Below are 19,102 nucleotides of genomic sequence, written 5' to 3' on the forward strand. Positions count from 1 at the left end.
TTAGTTAAAAAATATTTTTTATTCCAAAAAAGCGCCTACATTTGTAACATATTTTATTACAGTATGCTTTCAGGTAAATTTGCCATAACGATTCACATTCTTACTCTGCTCAATAAATTTCCGAATGATTATTTGTCATCTGAGTTTATTGCGGGAAGTATTAATTTAAATCCGGTTTTGGTTCGAAAAGAAATTGCCAACCTAAAAGCACATCATATTGTAGAAAGTAAAGAAGGAAAAAATGGCGGAACCAAACTGGCCGTTGATTCTTCTAAACTGACTTTAAAAGAGATTTTTGAAATGACTTTTGAGACCATTGGTTTAGGTTATGCTAAAAACCAGCCTAATCCGGATTGTCCTGTTGGAAAGAATATTAATCAGCATCTGGCCAATTTATATGCTGATATGAATGAGAAAGTGAGTGCACAATTAGAAGGAATTTCTTTAGAGGATTTTTCGAACCAATTTTAAAAACTATTTTTTTACCCAAAACTGTAACATTTTTTATTACTAAATAAATTTATATATTATGAAAATCGCAATTATTGGAGCAACAGGATTTGTTGGCTCAGCAATTTTAAACGAATTAGCAGACAGAAAACACGATATTACAGCTATTGCAAGAAACCCAAAAGACACAGCAAATGTGACATGGAAAAGTGCTGATATCTTTAATGTAAATGAATTAGCAGAAATTTTAAAAGGAAATGACGCTGTTATCAATGCGTATAATTCAGGATGGACAAACCCAAATATTTATGATGATTTTATTGCCGGATCAAAAGCCATTCAGGAAGCGGTAAAAAAATCAGGTGTAAAACGCTACATCACAATTGGAGGCGCGGGCAGTTTATTTGTAGCTCCGGGTTTACAAGCGGTTGACACACCAGATTTTCCAAAAGAATATCACGCAGGTGCTACGGCTGCAAGAGATTATTTAAATATCCTAAAAGAAGAAAAAGAATTAGACTGGGCATTTTTCAGCCCTGCTTTTGAAATGCATCAGGGAATTACAACCGGAAGAACAGGAAAATACCGTTTAGGATTAGAAAACCCTGTATTTAATGACGAACAAAGAAGTATTTTATCTGTAGAGGATTTAGCAGTTGTTATTGCTGATGAAGCAGAAAATCCAAAACATCACCAAGTTAGATTTACAGCTGCTTATTAATTCTTTAAAAGGTGCTAAGGTTCTAAGATGCTAAGTTTTATATGATTCTGAGCAGGAAACGCTGCAATACTACTCAAACCCGACAGGTTTTTAAAATCTGTCGGGTTTCTTTATGTTAAAAATTACTGCTAAACAACATTTGTTGGGTCTTTTTGTATCAATTCTTCTAATTCCTTCAGAAAGAAAAAATAGGATAACAAATTCGTGTAAATTCGTGCAATTAGTGACAAACTAACCTTTTGAAACTGTTTTTGTTTTCTGTACTTTTACAATATTAAAAAAGTATTTTGTCAAGTTTTAAAAAACAGTCGGGAAGTTTAACTGAAAAAGCTGGAATTTCATCTCCTGAAATTACCAATGTTTCGGCTATCAATCAAATTAAAAACAAACGCAGACAACAGCCTTTGGCAGCAGAATTAATTACTGGAATTCTAGCAGGAAACAGAACTGCTTTGAGTCGTGCAATTACGCTCGTTGAAAGCACTAATCCCGAGCATACGGCAAAGGCAGAAGAAGTTATAAATGGCTGTATTTCTCATGCCAATAAATCTATCCGCATAGGAATTACCGGAGTTCCCGGAGTTGGAAAAAGTACTTTTATTGAAGCTTTTGGAACTTCTTTAACTCAGATTGGAAAAAAAGTCGCTGTTTTGGCTGTTGATCCAAGCAGTTCAATCTCTCACGGAAGTATTCTGGGTGATAAAACCAGAATGGAAGAATTGGTAAAAGATGAAAATGCTTTTATCAGACCAAGTGCTTCGGGCGAAAATTTAGGCGGTGTTGCCCGTAAAACCCGCGAAACTATTATTTTGTGCGAAGCTGCAGGTTTTGATACTATAATTATTGAAACTGTTGGAGTTGGCCAAAGCGAAACTGCGGTTCACAGCATGGTAGATTTTTTTCTTTTATTGAAAATTTCCGGTGCGGGTGATGAGCTTCAGGGAATAAAACGCGGCATTATGGAAATGGCAGATGCCATTGTCATTAATAAAGCAGATGGTGATAATATTAAGAAAGCAAATCAGGCGAAACTTGAATTTAACCGCGCTTTGCATTTATTTCCTCCAAAAAAATCAAACTGGCAGCCAAAAGTGACTACTTGCAGTGCGATTACAAAAGACGGCATTTCAGAAATTTGGAATACCATTTCTGATTATTTTGAAATGACCAAAGAGTCTGGCTTTTTTCAGGAAAAACGAAACGAACAAAACCAGTTTTGGATGATGGAAACTATCAACGAACAGCTGAAACAAAATTTCTACAATCAGCCTGAAATCATTTCATTATTGGAACAAAATAAAAAAGCGGTGCAAAATAATGAAATATCACCTTTTGCAGCCGCTCAGCTTTTATTAAACGAATATAAAAAGAGCTTCTAATTCCTTAAAGCTTTTTACTATTTCATTTATTTTACATTGATTGAAATTGTATAAGTATCTTCACTTTCTACGATACGATATTTACCAGGAATTAAAATGTCTGAATTGAACTTAAGAGATTTGACTAATTCCGGAACTATAGTTTGCCCTTCGGGTATTACATAAACGTCTCCATTTCGTAATAATACTTTTTTGTGTTCTGCGGTTAAAGCGCTTTTTTGAATTTCCATAACAAAATTCCCTTTTTCATTTGCAACACGTACTGGTGTTCCGTCAGGATTTGGTTTCGCAAAGCCATAGGTTCTCCATTCGTAATAAACAAAATTACAAAACCCTTCCGGCTGGCTGCAGTCAATATTATGCGCTCCCCAGGCTCGCACAATAGTTCCTTCATAGTGAGGTAAATATCTTTGAGTATTGGGTTGATTTTCCTGCTCTGTATTTGATAATTGAGCATTTTGATCTTCACTAGAATCGTTGTTACAGCTTATAAAAAAAGCGGCAAACGCAAAAACTAACATTGCTTTTAATACTTTCGATTTTGTTTGTTGTAAATTTTTCATAATAAATTAATTTAATTGACCTTACTCTATTACTGGCTTTTCAGGTTACGCCTTTTGGTTTAGTGTATATCAATTAAATTTATTTTTTGTTACCCTTTTCGTTTGAATTTTAATACAAAAAAAAGCTGTTAAGTATGAAATTACACACCTAACAGCTTTTCTTTTAAATGAATTGAAAATTATTTTTTCGTATCTCTAAGCTTATATTTGTTTTCTTTATATAAATTCCCAGCCGTAATTACGTGAGCTAAAGCATCTTTTGCCAATTCTTCATTTAATTTTACCGGAATTAAAGTTGTGTCGTTTTTGATTTCAAACTGAAGCGGTTTCAAATTTGGCTGCATAATGACAACCTGATTTTCAACTCTAAAAGCGTTAATATCATTAAACTGCATAATAGATCTTCCCTGAACTTTCAGATCTAATCTGCTTAAATTTCTTCCTACCATTGGCGTTTCAAAAGGAATTCCTAAATAACTCAATAATGTAGGCGGAATATCAATTTGACTTGTCAGTCTGTCATAAACGGCACCTTTTGGAACTCCCGGCCCCATAATAAATGCCGGAATATGGAATTTATTAATTGGCACTAAATTCTTTCCGTATGTTCTGGTGTTATGGTCAGCAATTACAATAAAAATTGTGTTCTTGAAATACGGTTCTTTTTTAGCCATTTCAAAGAATTTCCCAATCGAGAAATCGGCATATTTCATGGCGTTATTTACTGTTGCCGGTTTTGCATCATAAGGTTTAATTCTTCCCGCAGGATATTCAAACGGCTCATGATTTGAAGTTGAAAACATTAAAGAAAAGAACGGTTTATCGCCTTTTGATTTGAAATAATTATTGGCTTTCTTAACCAAATCTTCATCAGAATAACCCCAGGTTCCTTTGAAAGCGTATTTATTTCCGTCTGATTCAAAATCGGTCTGGTCTACGATATCTGTAAAACCATTTCCGTTGAAAAACGAAGCCATATTATCAAAATTAGCCATTCCGCCATAAATGAAACTGGTATCATAACCTTTATGTTTTAAAGCATCGGCAAGTGTAAAAAATCCTTGCTGTGAGTTTCCAAGTTTTACAACACTTTCTGATGGTGATGGCAAAAATCCGGTTACAACGGCTTCAATCCCGCGTACACTTCTGGTTCCTGTACAATATAAATTGGTAAACAATAATCCTTCTTTTGATAATTTATCAAATTCTGGCGTTAATGGTTTTCCGCCTAAAATTCCAACGTATTCTGCACCTAAACTTTCTTGTAGAAATATTACCAAATTATATGGCTTTTTCATAACAGAATCAGGCTGCTGTACATGCAAAAACGGAATTGCTGCATCTGTAAAATCATTTGGACCGGCGATCATGTATTTTTTTACACGGGCAATCGCTTCGGCTTCATCCATTTTACCATACATTTTAGTGTTTCCTTCGTTCTTAATTGAGTAAGCGGCAAAAGCAACCGTATAAAATGAGTTTAATCCTAGAGTATTTGTTAATTGATCTGTTGAGAAAACAGCATTACTGGCATTAATAGGGCGTTTTGAAGTAAGGCTTGAACGTGCTCCAAAAAACAATAAAAAAGCAACTAATGGAAAAATCATTAATTTGAATTTATATTGTGTGCTTGTAGTATGGAAATATTTTTTTCCTTTTTTGAAGGCAAAATAAATCACAACTCCCAAAATCAAAAAAGTCACGATAATAGAAGTCAAGTAACTTTTTAAAAGCATTCCCACTACTTCTTTTGGATAAATAAGATAATCTAAGAAAATCTTATTTGGACGTGTATCGTACTGTTTTACAAAATCTGGTGAAGCCAGTTCTACAAAAAGTATTAAAAACAGAAACAAGAAACTGTAAATTACCAGAAACTTATTGGTGAATTTAATCCAGTTGTTTGGCAGAAAAGTGATTAAAACGGCCGGCAGAAATGACAAATAACAAAGTAAAATTAAGTCCATTCGTAAACCGATTGGAAAAATATACCAGAAATCTGGTGTCTGCTCTACTCTTTCTTTAAAAAGAAAAAACAAAAAGATTCGGCTTAAAGTCGTAATCAGTAATCCGATCAATATAAAATTGAAAATAGGTTTTAAGAAACTTAATTTTTTCATTAGATGATTTAAATTAATTTTTGGTTGAAAAATACTGTATCGTTACTCTTCGTAACGATTTACTTCTCTATCATAAAACTCGTTTGCTTTTTCAATTAAGCCTTCCATTTCTGCATTTAATTCTGCTTCATCAAGATCTTCAGCTTCTTCCAAAAATTCAACCTCATCATCTTTTAGGTTAATTATAAATCTTGGATAATCCAGGTGAATGATAAAAATATCATCTGGAAAATCAGTATTATCTCCGAGTAAAAATTTAGGTAATTCCATATTATTTAAGTTTATTTTTAGATGTTACAATTGTCTGTCATGCAGACTCCTTTTTTGTCACAAATTAAAATGATTTTTCAATCCTAAAATCTGTTTTTATACTATTATTCAAGCTTCAAACTTAATTATTTAAAGGTGAATTTGCGATTAACTTCTTCGTTAGAAAATGAAAGCGAATATACAGAAAAATTGCTGCTGCTGTTAAACCTGCCAAAAGTCCTATCCAAACGCCTTGTGCTTTTAGTTCTGTATGCTCTCCTAAATAATATGAAATAGGAAAACCAATGATCCAATAAGCCACAAATGTAATATACATAGGTACTTTTACATCCTGTAAGCCGCGCAAAGCACCCAAAACTACAACTTGAATTCCATCAGAAATTTGGAAAACAGCCGCAATTAAAAGCAGTTTTGATGCAATTGCAATTACTTCGGTATTATCCAGAACCTGTCCTGTATTTTCCATATTTAAAAACATATGTGGCAAATAATTATGGAATACTATAAATAGAAGTGCAAAGAAAGTTTCGAGTATAATTGCCAGTAAGAAAATAGAACGGGCTACGACAATCAGCTTTTTATAATCGTTTAATCCTCTTTGGTTGCTGACTCTGATCATCGAAGTGACGCTCAATCCCATTGCAAACATAAAAGTCATCGAAGCCAGACTTAAAGCAATCTGATTAGCGGCCTGACTGGTTTTTCCAATATTGCCGCAAAGCCATATCGAAGCGGTAAACAAAACTACTTCAAACAACATTTGCATTGCCGATGGAAATCCAATGCTGATAATTTTTTTGATTGTTGCTTTTTTGATTTCATCAAAACTGAAACCTTTAAAGAAACGTTTTAAATCGTCTCTTCTTGACAACATTATATGCATAAACATTACCAAAAATATTCTCGAAATCACAGTTCCTAATGCCGCCCCGATAATTCCCATTTTTGGAAAAATCCAGATTCCGTAAATTAAAACATAGTTTAACCCTACGTGCAGCACGTTTGCCATAACCATAGCATACATAGAATATTTGGTAAGAGACATTCCGTCTGCAAATTGTTTATATCCCTGATACATAATTAAAGGTATCAAAGAGAAAGCTACCCAGCCCAAATAAGGTTTTGCCAGAACGATAACATCTGCAGGCTGTTTTAATAATTCCATTATAGGTTTTGCAAACATGATTACCGTAAAAAGTACTAAGCCTAAAATGGTGCATAAAAATAATCCGTGGTGAAAAGCAGAACGAATTTTACTGTCATTTTTTTCTGCATCGCCTTCGGCTACAATTGGAGTTATGGCAGTAGAAAAACCAATTCCCAGAGACATTGCAATAAAAATCATGCTGTTTCCTAATGAAACTGCTGCTAATTCTGTACTGCCAATTTTCCCTACCATTATATTGTCGACAATACCAATTAAAGTATGGCCAACCATTCCTAAAATAACAGGATAGGCAAGTTTAAAATTATATGAAAATTCTTTTGTGTACTGCTTTAAATTCACTTGTATTCTTTTTTAGTGCGCAAAGATAATCAGAAGCTTCGAATTCTGATCTATTTATAAAAACATAAGCCAATATTAAGACTAAAATCAGCATACCATAATATTATATAACGATTTTTAAAAATTATATAACAAGCTCAAAAGACCTCTATTTTACTTTTACATTATTAATAATTCAAAAATATTTGCCATGAAAAAATTACAGATTATATGCCTAGCTGCCTTTGCTTTTTTATACTCCAACACAACTTTCGCTCAAGACGCCGCAACAAATTACAATCAGGGATTTAGATTAGGTTTTGGGTTAAATGGCGGTATTCCAACCGATAATGATTATGACTGGTCACTTGGAGGAGACGTTCGTTTACAATATGATTTATCTAAAAAAACATCATTAACACTAACAACAGGTTTTACAAATTTATTTTTAGGAAAAGATGATTTAGGAAATGACATAAAAGATTTAGGATTTATTCCTGCAAAAGCTGGTTTTAAAGCTTTTATCTGGGAAGATCAATTTTATGTTTTAGGTGAAGTAGGTGCCGGTTTTGCTGTAACAAACGGTTATAACGACACTACTTTTTTATGGGCGCCTGGAATTGGGTACGCCAACAAATACATTGATATAAGTGTCCGCTACGAGGACTACAACAAATTCAAAACCAATCAAGTGGCTTTACGTTTAGCCTATGGTTTTGATCTATAAAAAGAAAGGTTTATTTTATTTTTTTGTTTTTGGTAACAGACCCGGAAGTTTTCATAGTCTTCCGGGTTTTGTATTTTATGCCATTGGTCAAAACAAAATTACCATTAGTCAAATGATTTTTCAGGATTGATTTAGATCGCGGTAATTCGCAGAAAAATTAATCAAATCATGAACAAAACAGTTTTTTATCTATCGCAGCTTTTTCTTCTTTTATTGGTTTCTGCTGCAGCACAATCACAATCCGGAATTTCAGGTGAGTTTAAAGTCGATTATGTTCCTTTTTCTAAATATGTCCGGCCAATAGACAGCACCAAAACAAATGCCGAAAGCAATTTTAAAAGAGCCCAGATTGTTTTTGAAGTGCCAATTTCGTTAGAAATAGACAAATACAATAATCCCAGACTCTGGTCTGTTTTTGTAAATGGAAGTTATGCCAGAATGGAAAACAGAAACTACAATATTCAAGATCTTCCGATAGAATTTCAGGCAGGATTTCCAACTGAATTATTGAACACACAAGTTGGTATTAAACATTTACGCTCTATTTCTCCATCCTGGTCTTTATTAATCCTGGCTTCTGTTGGAGTTTATACAGATATGGTCGAAATTAACAAAGATGATGTCCTGATACAAGGAGGCGTGCTTTTTATCAAACAATTTAACCCTAATCTGGCTTTAGGTATAGGCCCGGTTTTAACCAATAGTTTTGGTGTTCCAATGGTATTACCCGGAATTTATTTTAATTGGGAATCCAGAGGCGCTCTGCATTTTAAAGTTGCTTTTCCTGAAGGCGTGGAGTTTGGCTATAAAATGTCTGACAATCTTGATTTAAAGCTTGTGGGAGAATTAAGCGGTATGACGGCCGAAACCAAGATTGGGAATAAATCTTCGTTATTGGGATATCAGCAGATAATTGCAGGATTACGACCTCAGCTTAAGTTTGGCGAACATTGGACTCTTGAACCTACTGCTGGAACTACTCTTCTTCGCAGTTTCTCTACTACTAATAGAAAGATTAAAGATATTTTTAAAGAAAAAGATATAGCCGATCCAAGATTTACTACTACTTTTTACGGAGCATTAGCTCTAAAATGGAAATTCTAGAGCTACCTGCTTAATAAGTTTTTATAGACTACCTCTTTCAATAATTCCTCACGGCGGGTTCTTGAAATTGGTAGTTCTTGTCCGTTTATAAATAATCGGCCGCCCGAAACAGAATCGATATGGGTGATGTTTACTAAAAACGATTTATGAATTCTAAAGAAAATCTCTGCCGGAAGCGTTTCTTCTAATGAAATCATGGTTTGATGAATTACAATGACTTTTTCTTTAAAATGAAGTTTAGCATAATTCTGCATTCCTTCAATGTATAAAATATCTACCCATGAAATTTTCTGAAATCCTTCTTCCTGGCGCACATATAAAAACGGATCTAATTGATTTTGTTTTGGAGCGTGCATCATTTGATGCCATTGTCTGGCTTTTAAAGATGCCTGATAAAAGCGTTGAAACGTAATAGGTTTTAATAAATAATCTACAACCTGTAAACGATATCCGTCTAAAGCATGTTCTGAATAGGCAGTTGTAAATATAACCAATGGCGGATTATCTAAGGATTCCAGAAACTCTAATCCGGTAAGATAAGGCATATTGATATCGAGAAACATCAAATCGATTTGCTTTTCCTGAAGATACGAAGTCGCTTCTAATGCCGAAGCGCATGTGCCTGCAGCTTCCAGAAAATCAATTTTAGAAATAAAATCTACGATTCCGTTTCTTGCAATAGGTTCATCGTCTATAACGAGGCATTTCATGTTCATAATATTGTTTTTGTTTCAGGTTTTCTTTGTTTCAGGTTTAATATTTTTTTAATCCTTTTAATCTATGTAATCTGTGGCTAAAAAATTTAACCGCAAAGGACGCAATCCCGATAGCTGTCGGGATACGCAAAGTTCGCAAAGTTTTAAGTTTAATAAGAATGCAGACACAAAGCATTAGATTAAAAATTCGTGCTAATTAGTGCAATTGCTTCGCCTGTTCGCTATCGCTCGGGTCGTGGCAAAAATAAAATCTTTTTAATCCTTTTAATCTGTGGCAAAAAAAATCATTTTAAATCTAAAACCACAGTAACCGTAAAATCAGAATCGGTTTTATTGATATTGAATTGATGTTTTTCCGGATATTGAATCGCTAATCTTTTCTTTACGTTTTCAAGTCCTAATCCCTGACTTTTAGACGGAATTTTATATTGTTCTGTATACGAGTTTTCGATTCTAAAATTCAATTGATGATTTATCTGCTCGCACGATAAATGCACGTATCCTTTTTGATTTGGAAGTCGGGACACATGTTTAAAAGCATTTTCTATTAAAGGAACCAAAAGCAATGGTACGATTTGAAGCTGTCCGTCTTCAATATTCCATTTACTTTTTACTTCCAGTTCATTCCCCCAGCGGGTTTCTTCAACAGCAATCAAATCTTTCAAATATTTAATTTCAAGATGCAATGGCACATATTCTTTGTTGCATTCATACAATTGATAACGCAGAATATCTGAAAACTGAACCAATAAAACTGATGCCAATTGTACATTACTCTGCATTAGAATATGAATATGATTCAAAATATTAAACATCAAATGCGGATTTATCTGATCCTGCAAAATCTTGATTTGCGCTTCAAGATGAACTTGCTGCAATTGTGCATGATTTCTTTCGATGACATTATGCTCCTGATAAAACCGAAGTCCGCAGGCAGTACCGCAGATTAAAATCGCCGATGGAATGTTGCCGTAAAATCGTGACCACAGAAAATGAAGAGACTCCACATCAGCTTCTCCGGGATATGCTTTCCTTCTCAAAACCGAATCAGAAAAAACAATATAAATCAATGACAGACAAAATGCCAAAAGCAGCACAACAATAACGCTTTGTACTGCAAACCAGTTCATTTTATTTTGTTTTAGTGCTTTAGGCAGTATAACATCACTTAAAATATGAGCTAAAACGGCAGAACAAAACAAAACTAAAACGGCCTGAATCGTGGCCGTCAAAAAATCGTAATCTTCAATCATCTGGGCCCAGATTGTCATGCCTAATAAGCTCCAGAAAAAGACTAAAAATATCCAATGCCTATTTTTATAATTTGCAACCATCTAAATAATTTATAAGATTTACATTCAAAATTAACCTATATATTTTAAACAAACAGCAAAGGAGCACAAACCACAATTGCTGTTAAAATTAGTTTGATGAACTACACTATTGTTTTGACCAACGGAATTTTTGAAGGTATCTAAATGAAAAACAATCCTTAAAACAAAAAAGCTCCAGAGGAGTGACATATATTTTTCTGTAATCTAAATATATGTCACTCCTCCGGAGCTTTATAATGCAAACGTTTATTCTTTGCTATAAATATTTTGCTTCTCTAAACTATTCTTTTGCAAGCTGTTCTTTATAAAGCGCAAAATTGGCTTTTATCTTATCGTCCAGTTCCGGTTCTTTAATATCTGTGTACTGCTTCATTTCTTCCCAAATAATTTTGGCTACAATATAACGCGCCATATCTTTATCATCGGCCGGAACAATGTACCATGGCGCATGTTCTTTAGAAGTTTCATTTATAGCTTCTTCGTAATACTTTTGATATTCATCCCAATGTTCACGCTCTTTAAGATCGCCGGGAGAGAATTTCCAATTGTGTTTTCCTTCTTCTAAACGGCGTAATAAACGCTGACGCTGTTCTTCTTTACTTAAGTTCAGAAAAAACTTCATGACAATAGTTCCATTTTCGGCAATATGCTTTTCGAAGTTATTGATTTGTTCAATTCTGTTTTTCCAGAATTTAGGTTTAATATCGTCAACAGAATTAATTCCCGGTAAATTCTCTGCCAAAATATATTCCGGATGCACACGTGTTACCAAAACATTCTCATAATGCGTGCGGTTAAAAATGGCAAACTTTCCTTTTTCCGGCAGGGCAATATAATGGCGCCATAAATAGTCGTGTTCCAGTTCTGAAGAATTTGGCGTTTTAAAACTATGCACCACAACCCCGCGCGGATTAAATTCTTTAAAAACTTCTCTGATTAAACTGTCTTTTCCGGAAGTATCCATTCCCTGCAGACAAATTAAAACCGCATATTTATTGTGTGCATACATTACATCCTGCAAATCACTCAATTTCGCCTGGACTTTATCTAATTTTTCTTCTTTTTCATCAGCATCTGCATCGACTTTTAATAAAGTAGGAAATTTACTTAATTTGATTTTGTCAGTAACTTTAAAATCTTTCGGATCTATTGATTTCATATTTTTCACATTTATATCATAAATATACTACTTTTACGAATTCTGTCAGCTATCGGCATCACTATTAGCTGCCTGTTTTTCAAAATAACATTCATGGAAAAATTTACATTAGAAATATTATTTCAAATCATCGGAATCGGTTCTGCATCAGGATTATTTTATAGCAATGATGCACTTTACATTATTGGCGACAACAGCGGATTTTTATACGAATACAACATGCAGAATCAGCAGTTAAATCAGCATGCTTTAATTGATAATCCAATGCAGAATATCCCAAAAAATCTAAAACCGGATTTTGAATCTTTAACGCATCACAACGATACGCTTTATGTTTTTGGTTCAGGCTCAACCGAAAATCGAAACAAAATGATTGAGTTTGATATTAAAAATAAAAAGGTTTTACAAAAAAACAATTTAGTCGATTTATATGCCGTAATGCAGAATTTCGGTTCTATAAAACCCGAAGATTTCAATCTGGAAGGAGCTGTTTTTGATGGTGAAAACTGGTATTTATTTAACCGTGGAAATGGAATTTCTAACAAAAACACCATTTTTACCATTCACGCCAAAAGTCTCGGTGATGAATTTGCTTTGGTTGCAACCAATTATAAACTTCCAAAAATAAAAGGCATTCGTTCCAGTTTTACTGATGCTGTTTTAGTCGAAGACAAAATCTATTTTCTTTCAACCGTCGAAGACACAAAATCAACTTATGATGATGGCGAAATTTTAGGAAGTTTTATTGGCAGAATTGATCTTAAAACGATGAAAATTGATTTTACTCAAAAAATTACCTCAACCAATAAATTTGAAGGTTTGACTTTCTATAAAAAAGAAAACAATAAAATTGAGTTTTTACTTTGCGAGGATAATGACACGGAATTGTTAGAAACGAAGATTTTCAAATTGACTCTTCCAATTAAATAAAATGTAACATTTTTCTTAAAATAACGTCTTTTATAACAAAACCAAGAACCAATAATTATAAATTTATTTAAAAATAATGATCAAAAAAACCGCTTTCGCTCTTTTAGCTTTTATTACAAGTCAAGCTTTACAAGCCCAGTACAAATACCCTGCAACTCCTGAACGTCCTGTTGTAGATGATTATTTTGGAACAAAAATTACAGATTCATACAGATGGCTTGAAGACATGAACAATCTTGAAGTTCAAAAATGGTTCAAAGACGAATCGGATTATACCAACTCTATTGTGAAAACAATTTCCGGACGTGATGCTCTTTTTAACAGAATGAAAGAAATTCAAGCTTTGAGTGGAGATCAATACGGAACTATTAGACAAGTTGGTGATATTTATTACTATACAAAAAATAAAAAGAAAGAAAACATATATAAGTTGTATTTCCGTAAAAATAGAAACGGAGCTGAAATTTTATTATTAGATCCCAGCACAATAACTAAAGGTGCCACTATAACCAGTTTTAATATTAGTCCTGACAATAAAAAATTGGCTGTAACTATATCTGAAGATGGTGCAGAAGTTTGCGATCTTAAAATTATGGATCTCGAATCAAAAAAATTCCTCTCAGATAAACTTACGCCTGTTTGGAGCGAATTCCCTTTTGAATTTACTCCAGACAGTAAAGCCATAACATACACTCAAATGTTCACTAGAGATAATACAAGTGATGATTTTTTGAAGAACATGAAATCTCTTCTGCATGTAATTGGCACTGATCCCAAAACAGATAAAATACTTGCTTCAAAAGAAAACAATCCTGAATTAGAAATCTTAGCGGCACAATTTCCTTCTATTAAGCTTCCTGATGATTATTCGTATATCATTTTGGATATTGGATCTACAAAAAATGAAGAATTTTCTTTTTATGCCCCGTTTTCAGAACTGGGAAAATCAAAAATTAATTGGAAACCATTAATAAAATATGAAGATGAAATAACTGACAGCCAAATTATTGGCGACAAAATCTTTTTCCTTACTCATAAAAATGCACCTAATTATAAACTAGCATATACAAGTCTAAAAAATCCAGATTTCAACAATCCAACGATTCTTGTTCCTGAAAGCAATAAAATAGTACGAAGATTAAGAAAGTCTAAAAACTTCATTTACTATAATTTGAGTGACGGAATCAATCAGGAAATTTTTCAACTTAATGCCAAAACTTTAGAAATCAAAAAGATTCCAATACCTGCAGGTTCTAATGCCGGATATCCACTAAGTCCACGTTACAACGATGACCTGATGTTTTTTAACAATGGCTGGGTTACACCGTCAACAGATTATGATTATAACGCCTTAACAGGTAAATTAGAAAAAAGCAAAGAATTAACATCCAATGGTACATTCCCTGACTTTAGTAAAGATTATATTGTAAAAGAAGTAGAAGTGCCAAGTCATGATGGAGTAATGGTGCCTTTATCTATAATTTACCCTAAAAACATCAAAATGGATGGTTCTACATCTTGCTTTATTACAGGATATGGCGCCTATGGAATTAGCCAATATCCATATTTTGTCGGCCCTAGTTTAATGACTTTATTAGAACAGCATACTATTGTAGCTTTTACCCACATAAGAGGCGGAGGTGAAAAAGGCAATCAATGGCATGTAGACGGAATGAAAGCTAAAAAACCAAATACATGGAAAGACTTTATTGCCTGCTCTGAATATTTGATAAAAGAAAAATATACTTCAAAAGAAAAACTGATTGGAAATGGAGTAAGTATGGGAGGTGTACTGATTGGAAGAGCAATTACCGAACGTCCTGATCTTTACAAAGTCGCACTTGTAGAAGTAGGCTGCACAAACACCTTAAGAATGGAAACTACTCCTAATGGTCCAAACCAAATACCTGAAATTGGCTCTCTAAAAAATGAAGAAGATGTAAAACATATATTAGAAATGGATTCACAAAGCAAGGTAAAGAAAGGAGTAAAATATCCTGCGGTTTTAATTCGCACCGGTATTAACGACCCTAGAGTTACCCCTTGGGAGCCTGGTAAATTTGCAGCTATTTTACAAAATTCCACCAGCTCTGCTAATCCGGTTTTACTGCATGTTAATTATGCCAATGGTCATCATTCTAATGATTTGGATGTTACCTTTGGAGATGAAGCCGACATGTATGCATTTGCATTATGGCAGGTTGGAAATACAAAATTTCAAATTAAACCATAACTTTTAAATTTTTGCTTTTTTCTAAGATTTTATAAATGTTTGCGAAGACGTGCTGTAGTGCGTCTTCGCAAAATAATTAATAAAAAAAATTAAACTTTTTTCATCTGCGTCCCAACCTTTTTATCTTTTTAGCACTCTTTATAATTAAAGACCAAAATTGTGATAAACGAAACTCTAATTTCTAACTGCAAAAAAATGAACCGTGATGCCCAGCGTCAGGTTTATGAGCACATGGCTCCAAAATTGTATCGCGTCTGCAAACGATACCTAAAGAAGGAAGAAGAAATCGAAGAGGCTCTAGCCGATGCTTTCTATACCATATTTACAAAATTAGATCAGCTTAAGGAAGAAAAAGCCTTTGAAGCCTGGGCCAGAAAAATTGCCGTTAATTACTGTTTGGCATCAATCAAGAAAAATACAAACTTTAATATGTATCTTGATGATGTAAAGGTTCTTTCACAGCCTTTTACAGAAGAAATGAACGCATTAGAAGAAGAAGATTTACTCAATTTATTAAACCATATTCCAGACGGCTGTAAAACTGTTTTTAACCTTTTTGTTATTGAAGGTTACGGACATAAAGAAATTGCAGCTATGCTTAACATTTCTGAAGGCACTTCAAAATCACAATTGAATGCCTCAAAAACCAAACTAAAGGAATTAGTAAATAAATTGTATTATCAAAAAGCAAAATAGTCATGGACAATCAAGATAAAATATTCAACAGATTTAAGGAAGCTGCAGATAATGCAGAAACCAAAGATTTTCCGGGAATGGAAAAAGTCTGGTCGCGCGTTGAAGAAAAACTCGACAGAAAAGAAGACAGAAAAACCATTTCACTTTGGAAAAAAATTGCGGTTGCGGCTTCTCTTTTATTAGTAATCTCTTTAGGATACCAATTTTTAAAAACCGATAAGAAAGCCATTATCGAGACCCAAAAAATTGTAGTTAACGAAGAAGAGAAACCAACAACAGAAGGCCCGTCTTTTGAAGAAAACAAAGCAGTAGTTTCTTCAGATTCGCAATTGGTTCCAAAAGAAGAAGCCGTTAAAATTCTGGACAAACAAATTAAACAGCAAGAAAAAGTAGCGGTTCAGGAAGTACAAGCAGCACCAAATGCAGTTTTTACTCCGCCTGTTGTAACCGAAAGAGCAAATTATGACGCGATAATGCCTGCACCTTCTCCAATTCGCGCAGAAGAAGAAGCAAAAGACGAAGAGATTATGCTTTCAAAATCTAAAGTGCAGACTGAACCTGGTTTTGGTTATGCTAAAAAAGCAGCAAAAGAATCTTTTAGTTCTTCTGCCGAAAAAGCAGCACAATCTCCTAGAAAAAGTGCTCCATTAGTTGTACTGAACGGAAATGCAATTTCTCACACCGATGATGTAAAAAGAGACAGAATGATGCAGAGAGAGCTTCCTAATCTGGAACCTTCAAATGTTGAGTCTCTTGTTATATTAGATGATCCGCTTTATATTATTGACGGAATATATTATTCAGAAAATGATTTATTCGGGAAAAATCCAACAAGTCCGTATGCTCCACTAAACGAGCAGGAAATTAAAACCATAACAATTCTACAGGATCTGGAAGCCACAGAAAAATATGGCGAAAAAGGAAAAAAAGGAGTTGTCATTATTACTACAAAAACAGGAAAACCGGCTCAGAAAAAATAGCCAAAACAGTAAATCTTTGTCAAAGTTTTGAGCTTTGGTAAAGAAAAAAAATCCGAACATTAATTTAAAACTTACTATCATGAAAAGTCTAAAACTTATTTCATCAGCCATTGCTATGCTTATATGTTTCGTAACAATGGCGCAGCAAAGAACCATTACAGGAACTGTTACAGATGAAAATTCAATTGCGCTTCCGGGAGTTAATGTCTACATTCAAAAAACAAAAACAGCTGCCACAACCGATTTTGACGGCAAATACAGCATTCAGGCTCAAAAAGGAGATATTCTTGTTTTTAGTTTTGTTGGAATGAACACGCAAACCGTTACGGTACAAGATTCTAATATCATAAATATTACACTAAAAGAAAACGGGAATCAGCTGCAAGAAGTTGTTACAGTGGGTTATGGGACTTCAAAATCCAGAAAGAAAATGGTAAAAGAATCCCGAATGACGGCACAAGGAAAAGTCTCAAGTTTACAAATCTCATCAAACAGCCAATATACTCCGGCTCCAAATGTTTCTATGCCTGCTTCTGAATCTGCTGCGCCTAAAAACGAACCAATGTATATCGTAGACGGAGTTCCTATAAAAGCTGATCAAATGGCAAAAATTAATCCGAATGATATTGACGATGTAAAAGTTCTAAAAGATGAATCGGCTGCTTTAATTTACGGAAGTAAAGCTGCAAATGGTGCCGTTATTATTGCAACAAAAAAAGGACTTTACAAAAATCTTTCGGAGCAGGAATTAGATAAAAAACTAAATATTATCAGACCAAATCCTACTCTGCCAACTCAGGAAGATTATGATACTTTTGTGGAAAATGCTTTCGAAAGCCCGAAAACGGCGCCGCTTTCTACTTTTTCTATTGATGTAGATAATGCTTCTTACACCAACATCAGACGTTTTTTAAACAGCGGACAAGAAGTTCCAAAAGATGCTGTTCGTGTAGAAGAAATGGTAAACTTTTTTAAATACAATTATCCGCAGCCAAAAAATGAACATCCATTTTCTATTAATACAGAATACAGCGATTCGCCTTGGAACTCACAAAATAAAATTCTAAAAATTGGTTTACAGGGAAAAAACATTCCAACAAACGATCTTCCTTCATCAAATCTTGTTTTTTTAATCGATGTTTCGGGTTCAATGGAAGATATGAACAAACTGCCTCTGCTAAAACAATCCATGAAAATATTGGTAAATGAATTACGCCCAACCGACAAAGTATCTATCGTAGTATATGCAGGTGCAGCAGGAATGGTTCTGCCTCCAACATCTGGAAATGAGAAAAAAACAATAATTAAAGCTCTTGATCAATTAGAAGCCGGAGGAAGTACTGCCGGAGGTGCAGGAATTGAACTTGCTTATAAAATTGCCACAGAAAATTTCATTAAAGGCGGTAATAATCGTGTCATTCTGGCAACCGATGGAGACTTTAACGTAGGAAGTTCGTCTAATTCTGATATGGAAAAACTAATCGAAGAAAAAAGAAAAACGGGTGTTTTCTTAACTTGTTTAGGCTACGGAATGGGAAATTATAAAGACAGCAAAATGGAAATCCTGGCTGATAAAGGAAACGGAAATTATGCTTATATCGATAACATTCAGGAAGCCAATCGTTTTTTAGGAAAAGAATTTAAAGGTTCTATGTTTGCTATTGCAAAAGATGTAAAAATCCAGATTGAATTTAATCCAAAACAAGTTCAGGCGTATCGATTGATTGGTTATGAAAACAGAAAACTTCGTCCGGAAGATTTTAAAAATGATGCTATTGATGCCGGAGAATTAGGAAGTAATCATACCGTTACGGCTTTGTATGAAATTATTCCGGCTGGTGTAAAAAGTGATTTTTTAAATGTACAGCCAGATGATTTAAAATACACTAAAACCGAAACCAATTCTGCCAGTTACAGCAATGAACTTGCGACAATAAAATTCCGTTATAAAAAACCTGACGGAGACAAAAGCATCGAAATGGTTCAGATAATCAATACTAAATCGGTTAGTTTAGACCAAGCAAGTGATGACTTTAAATTCAGCACAGCCGTGGCTTGGTTCGGGTTAAAATTAAGAGATTCAAAATTAATTACTGATAAATCTTCAGAGAGTATTGCCGAATTGGCACAACAGGGAATGTCATTTGACAAAGGCGGTTACAAAGCCGAATTTATTCGTCTTGTCGAAACTTCTGAGCGATACAATTAATAAATATTTTATTACATTTGCGCTT

At 34.0% G+C, this 19,102-nt stretch carries 17 protein-coding genes; 10 read left to right on the forward strand and 7 right to left on the reverse strand.

Translation table 11 applies throughout. The features are described 5' to 3' along the window. Nucleotides 1–63: 63 nt before the first annotated feature. From PQ462_RS18795 to meaB, 3 genes are all read left to right on the forward strand, one after another. On the forward strand, nt 64–471 hold the full coding sequence (locus PQ462_RS18795; protein ID WP_012026981.1) for an RrF2 family transcriptional regulator: 408 nt from the start codon (nt 64–66) through the stop codon (nt 469–471). Between the two features lie 58 nt (nt 472–529). Beyond that, on the forward strand, nt 530–1,171 hold the full coding sequence (locus PQ462_RS18800; protein WP_012026982.1) for an NAD(P)-dependent oxidoreductase: 642 nt from the start codon (nt 530–532) through the stop codon (nt 1,169–1,171). Between the two features lie 287 nt (nt 1,172–1,458). Continuing rightward, a complete protein-coding gene (gene meaB, locus PQ462_RS18805; RefSeq protein ID WP_274251162.1) occupies nt 1,459–2,550 on the forward strand; it encodes a methylmalonyl Co-A mutase-associated GTPase MeaB in 1,092 nt (363 codons plus the stop codon). Between the two features lie 26 nt (nt 2,551–2,576). Here the strand turns inward: meaB and PQ462_RS18810 are convergent, their stop codons facing one another. The 4 genes from PQ462_RS18810 to PQ462_RS18825 form a co-directional block, all read right to left on the reverse strand. Continuing rightward, nucleotides 2,577–3,113, reverse strand: a complete 537-nt coding sequence (locus PQ462_RS18810) for a hypothetical protein (RefSeq protein ID WP_274251163.1) — start codon at nt 3,111–3,113, stop codon at nt 2,577–2,579. Nucleotides 3,114–3,292: 179 nt separating this feature from the next. Next, a complete protein-coding gene (locus PQ462_RS18815) occupies nt 3,293–5,233 on the reverse strand; it encodes an LTA synthase family protein (protein ID WP_274251164.1) in 1,941 nt (646 codons plus the stop codon). Nucleotides 5,234–5,275: 42 nt separating this feature from the next. Then, nucleotides 5,276–5,503 carry a hypothetical protein gene (locus PQ462_RS18820; protein ID WP_012026986.1) on the reverse strand — a complete coding sequence of 76 codons (228 nt, stop codon included), beginning with the start codon at nt 5,501–5,503 and terminating at the stop codon, nt 5,276–5,278. Nucleotides 5,504–5,624: 121 nt separating this feature from the next. Continuing rightward, nucleotides 5,625–7,010, reverse strand: coding sequence for an MATE family efflux transporter (locus tag PQ462_RS18825; RefSeq protein WP_012026987.1), 1,386 nt, complete (start codon nt 7,008–7,010; stop codon nt 5,625–5,627). A 190-nt stretch (nt 7,011–7,200) separates the two neighbouring features. Here PQ462_RS18825 and PQ462_RS18830 point away from each other — a divergent pair, with 190 nt between their 5' ends. Together PQ462_RS18830 and PQ462_RS18835 are read left to right on the forward strand one after the other, a co-directional pair. Beyond that, nucleotides 7,201–7,716 carry a hypothetical protein gene (locus PQ462_RS18830; protein WP_012026988.1) on the forward strand — a complete coding sequence of 172 codons (516 nt, stop codon included), beginning with the start codon at nt 7,201–7,203 and terminating at the stop codon, nt 7,714–7,716. Between the two features lie 168 nt (nt 7,717–7,884). Next, the gene (locus tag PQ462_RS18835) at nt 7,885–8,820 is read left to right on the forward strand and encodes a DUF6268 family outer membrane beta-barrel protein (RefSeq protein WP_274251165.1); all 936 of its coding nucleotides are present in this window, start codon (nt 7,885–7,887) and stop codon (nt 8,818–8,820) included. A gap of 2 nt (nt 8,821–8,822) precedes the next feature. On the opposite strand, the gene PQ462_RS18840 is transcribed toward PQ462_RS18835, so the two are convergent. From PQ462_RS18840 to PQ462_RS18850, 3 genes are all read right to left on the reverse strand, one after another. Next, nucleotides 8,823–9,536: a LytR/AlgR family response regulator transcription factor gene (locus tag PQ462_RS18840; RefSeq protein WP_121360335.1), complete on the reverse strand. Its 714-nt coding sequence runs from the start codon at nt 9,534–9,536 to the stop codon at nt 8,823–8,825. Between the two features lie 284 nt (nt 9,537–9,820). Beyond that, entirely contained in the window at nt 9,821–10,807 is a 987-nt protein-coding gene (locus PQ462_RS18845) for a sensor histidine kinase (RefSeq protein ID WP_274251166.1), read from the reverse strand. Between the two features lie 343 nt (nt 10,808–11,150). Further along, nucleotides 11,151–12,029: a PPK2 family polyphosphate kinase gene (locus PQ462_RS18850; RefSeq protein WP_274251167.1), complete on the reverse strand. Its 879-nt coding sequence runs from the start codon at nt 12,027–12,029 to the stop codon at nt 11,151–11,153. 93 nt (nt 12,030–12,122) lie between these two features. Here PQ462_RS18850 and PQ462_RS18855 point away from each other — a divergent pair, with 93 nt between their 5' ends. The 5 genes from PQ462_RS18855 (at nt 12,123) to PQ462_RS18875 (ending at nt 19,077) form a co-directional block, all read left to right on the forward strand. Continuing rightward, a complete protein-coding gene (locus tag PQ462_RS18855) occupies nt 12,123–12,959 on the forward strand; it encodes a DUF6929 family protein (protein WP_274251168.1) in 837 nt (278 codons plus the stop codon). Nucleotides 12,960–13,035: 76 nt separating this feature from the next. Next, nucleotides 13,036–15,192: a prolyl oligopeptidase family serine peptidase gene (locus PQ462_RS18860; RefSeq protein WP_274251169.1), complete on the forward strand. Its 2,157-nt coding sequence runs from the start codon at nt 13,036–13,038 to the stop codon at nt 15,190–15,192. 195 nt (nt 15,193–15,387) lie between these two features. After that, on the forward strand, nt 15,388–15,888 hold the full coding sequence (locus PQ462_RS18865; RefSeq protein ID WP_012026995.1) for an RNA polymerase sigma factor: 501 nt from the start codon (nt 15,388–15,390) through the stop codon (nt 15,886–15,888). Nucleotides 15,889–15,890: 2 nt separating this feature from the next. Beyond that, a complete protein-coding gene (locus PQ462_RS18870) occupies nt 15,891–16,868 on the forward strand; it encodes a hypothetical protein (RefSeq protein WP_274251170.1) in 978 nt (325 codons plus the stop codon). 79 nt (nt 16,869–16,947) lie between these two features. Beyond that, nucleotides 16,948–19,077: a vWA domain-containing protein gene (locus tag PQ462_RS18875; protein ID WP_274251171.1), complete on the forward strand. Its 2,130-nt coding sequence runs from the start codon at nt 16,948–16,950 to the stop codon at nt 19,075–19,077. Nucleotides 19,078–19,102: the final 25 nt, after the last annotated feature.

Source organism: Flavobacterium sp. KACC 22758, assembly GCF_028736135.1.
In the GTDB taxonomy this organism is placed as follows: domain Bacteria; phylum Bacteroidota; class Bacteroidia; order Flavobacteriales; family Flavobacteriaceae; genus Flavobacterium; species Flavobacterium johnsoniae.

What these genes read in the sequence shown, in the direction of transcription:
- PQ462_RS18795 (WP_012026981.1), top strand. Translation starts at nt 64, where the DNA reads ATGCTTTCAGGTAAATTTGCCATAACGATTCACATTCTTACTCTGCTC.
- PQ462_RS18800 (WP_012026982.1), top strand. Translation starts at nt 530, where the DNA reads ATGAAAATCGCAATTATTGGAGCAACAGGATTTGTTGGCTCAGCAATT.
- PQ462_RS18810 (WP_274251163.1), bottom strand. Translation starts at nt 3,113, where the DNA reads ATGAAAAATTTACAACAAACAAAATCGAAAGTATTAAAAGCAATGTTA.
- PQ462_RS18815 (WP_274251164.1), bottom strand. Translation starts at nt 5,233, where the DNA reads ATGAAAAAATTAAGTTTCTTAAAACCTATTTTCAATTTTATATTGATC.
- PQ462_RS18820 (WP_012026986.1), bottom strand. Translation starts at nt 5,503, where the DNA reads ATGGAATTACCTAAATTTTTACTCGGAGATAATACTGATTTTCCAGAT.
- PQ462_RS18830 (WP_012026988.1), top strand. Translation starts at nt 7,201, where the DNA reads ATGAAAAAATTACAGATTATATGCCTAGCTGCCTTTGCTTTTTTATAC.
- PQ462_RS18835 (WP_274251165.1), top strand. Translation starts at nt 7,885, where the DNA reads ATGAACAAAACAGTTTTTTATCTATCGCAGCTTTTTCTTCTTTTATTG.
- PQ462_RS18840 (WP_121360335.1), bottom strand. Translation starts at nt 9,536, where the DNA reads ATGAACATGAAATGCCTCGTTATAGACGATGAACCTATTGCAAGAAAC.
- PQ462_RS18845 (WP_274251166.1), bottom strand. Translation starts at nt 10,807, where the DNA reads ATGACAATCTGGGCCCAGATGATTGAAGATTACGATTTTTTGACGGCC.
- PQ462_RS18850 (WP_274251167.1), bottom strand. Translation starts at nt 12,029, where the DNA reads ATGAAATCAATAGATCCGAAAGATTTTAAAGTTACTGACAAAATCAAA.
- PQ462_RS18855 (WP_274251168.1), top strand. Translation starts at nt 12,123, where the DNA reads ATGGAAAAATTTACATTAGAAATATTATTTCAAATCATCGGAATCGGT.
- PQ462_RS18860 (WP_274251169.1), top strand. Translation starts at nt 13,036, where the DNA reads ATGATCAAAAAAACCGCTTTCGCTCTTTTAGCTTTTATTACAAGTCAA.
- PQ462_RS18865 (WP_012026995.1), top strand. Translation starts at nt 15,388, where the DNA reads ATGAACCGTGATGCCCAGCGTCAGGTTTATGAGCACATGGCTCCAAAA.
- PQ462_RS18870 (WP_274251170.1), top strand. Translation starts at nt 15,891, where the DNA reads ATGGACAATCAAGATAAAATATTCAACAGATTTAAGGAAGCTGCAGAT.
- PQ462_RS18875 (WP_274251171.1), top strand. Translation starts at nt 16,948, where the DNA reads ATGAAAAGTCTAAAACTTATTTCATCAGCCATTGCTATGCTTATATGT.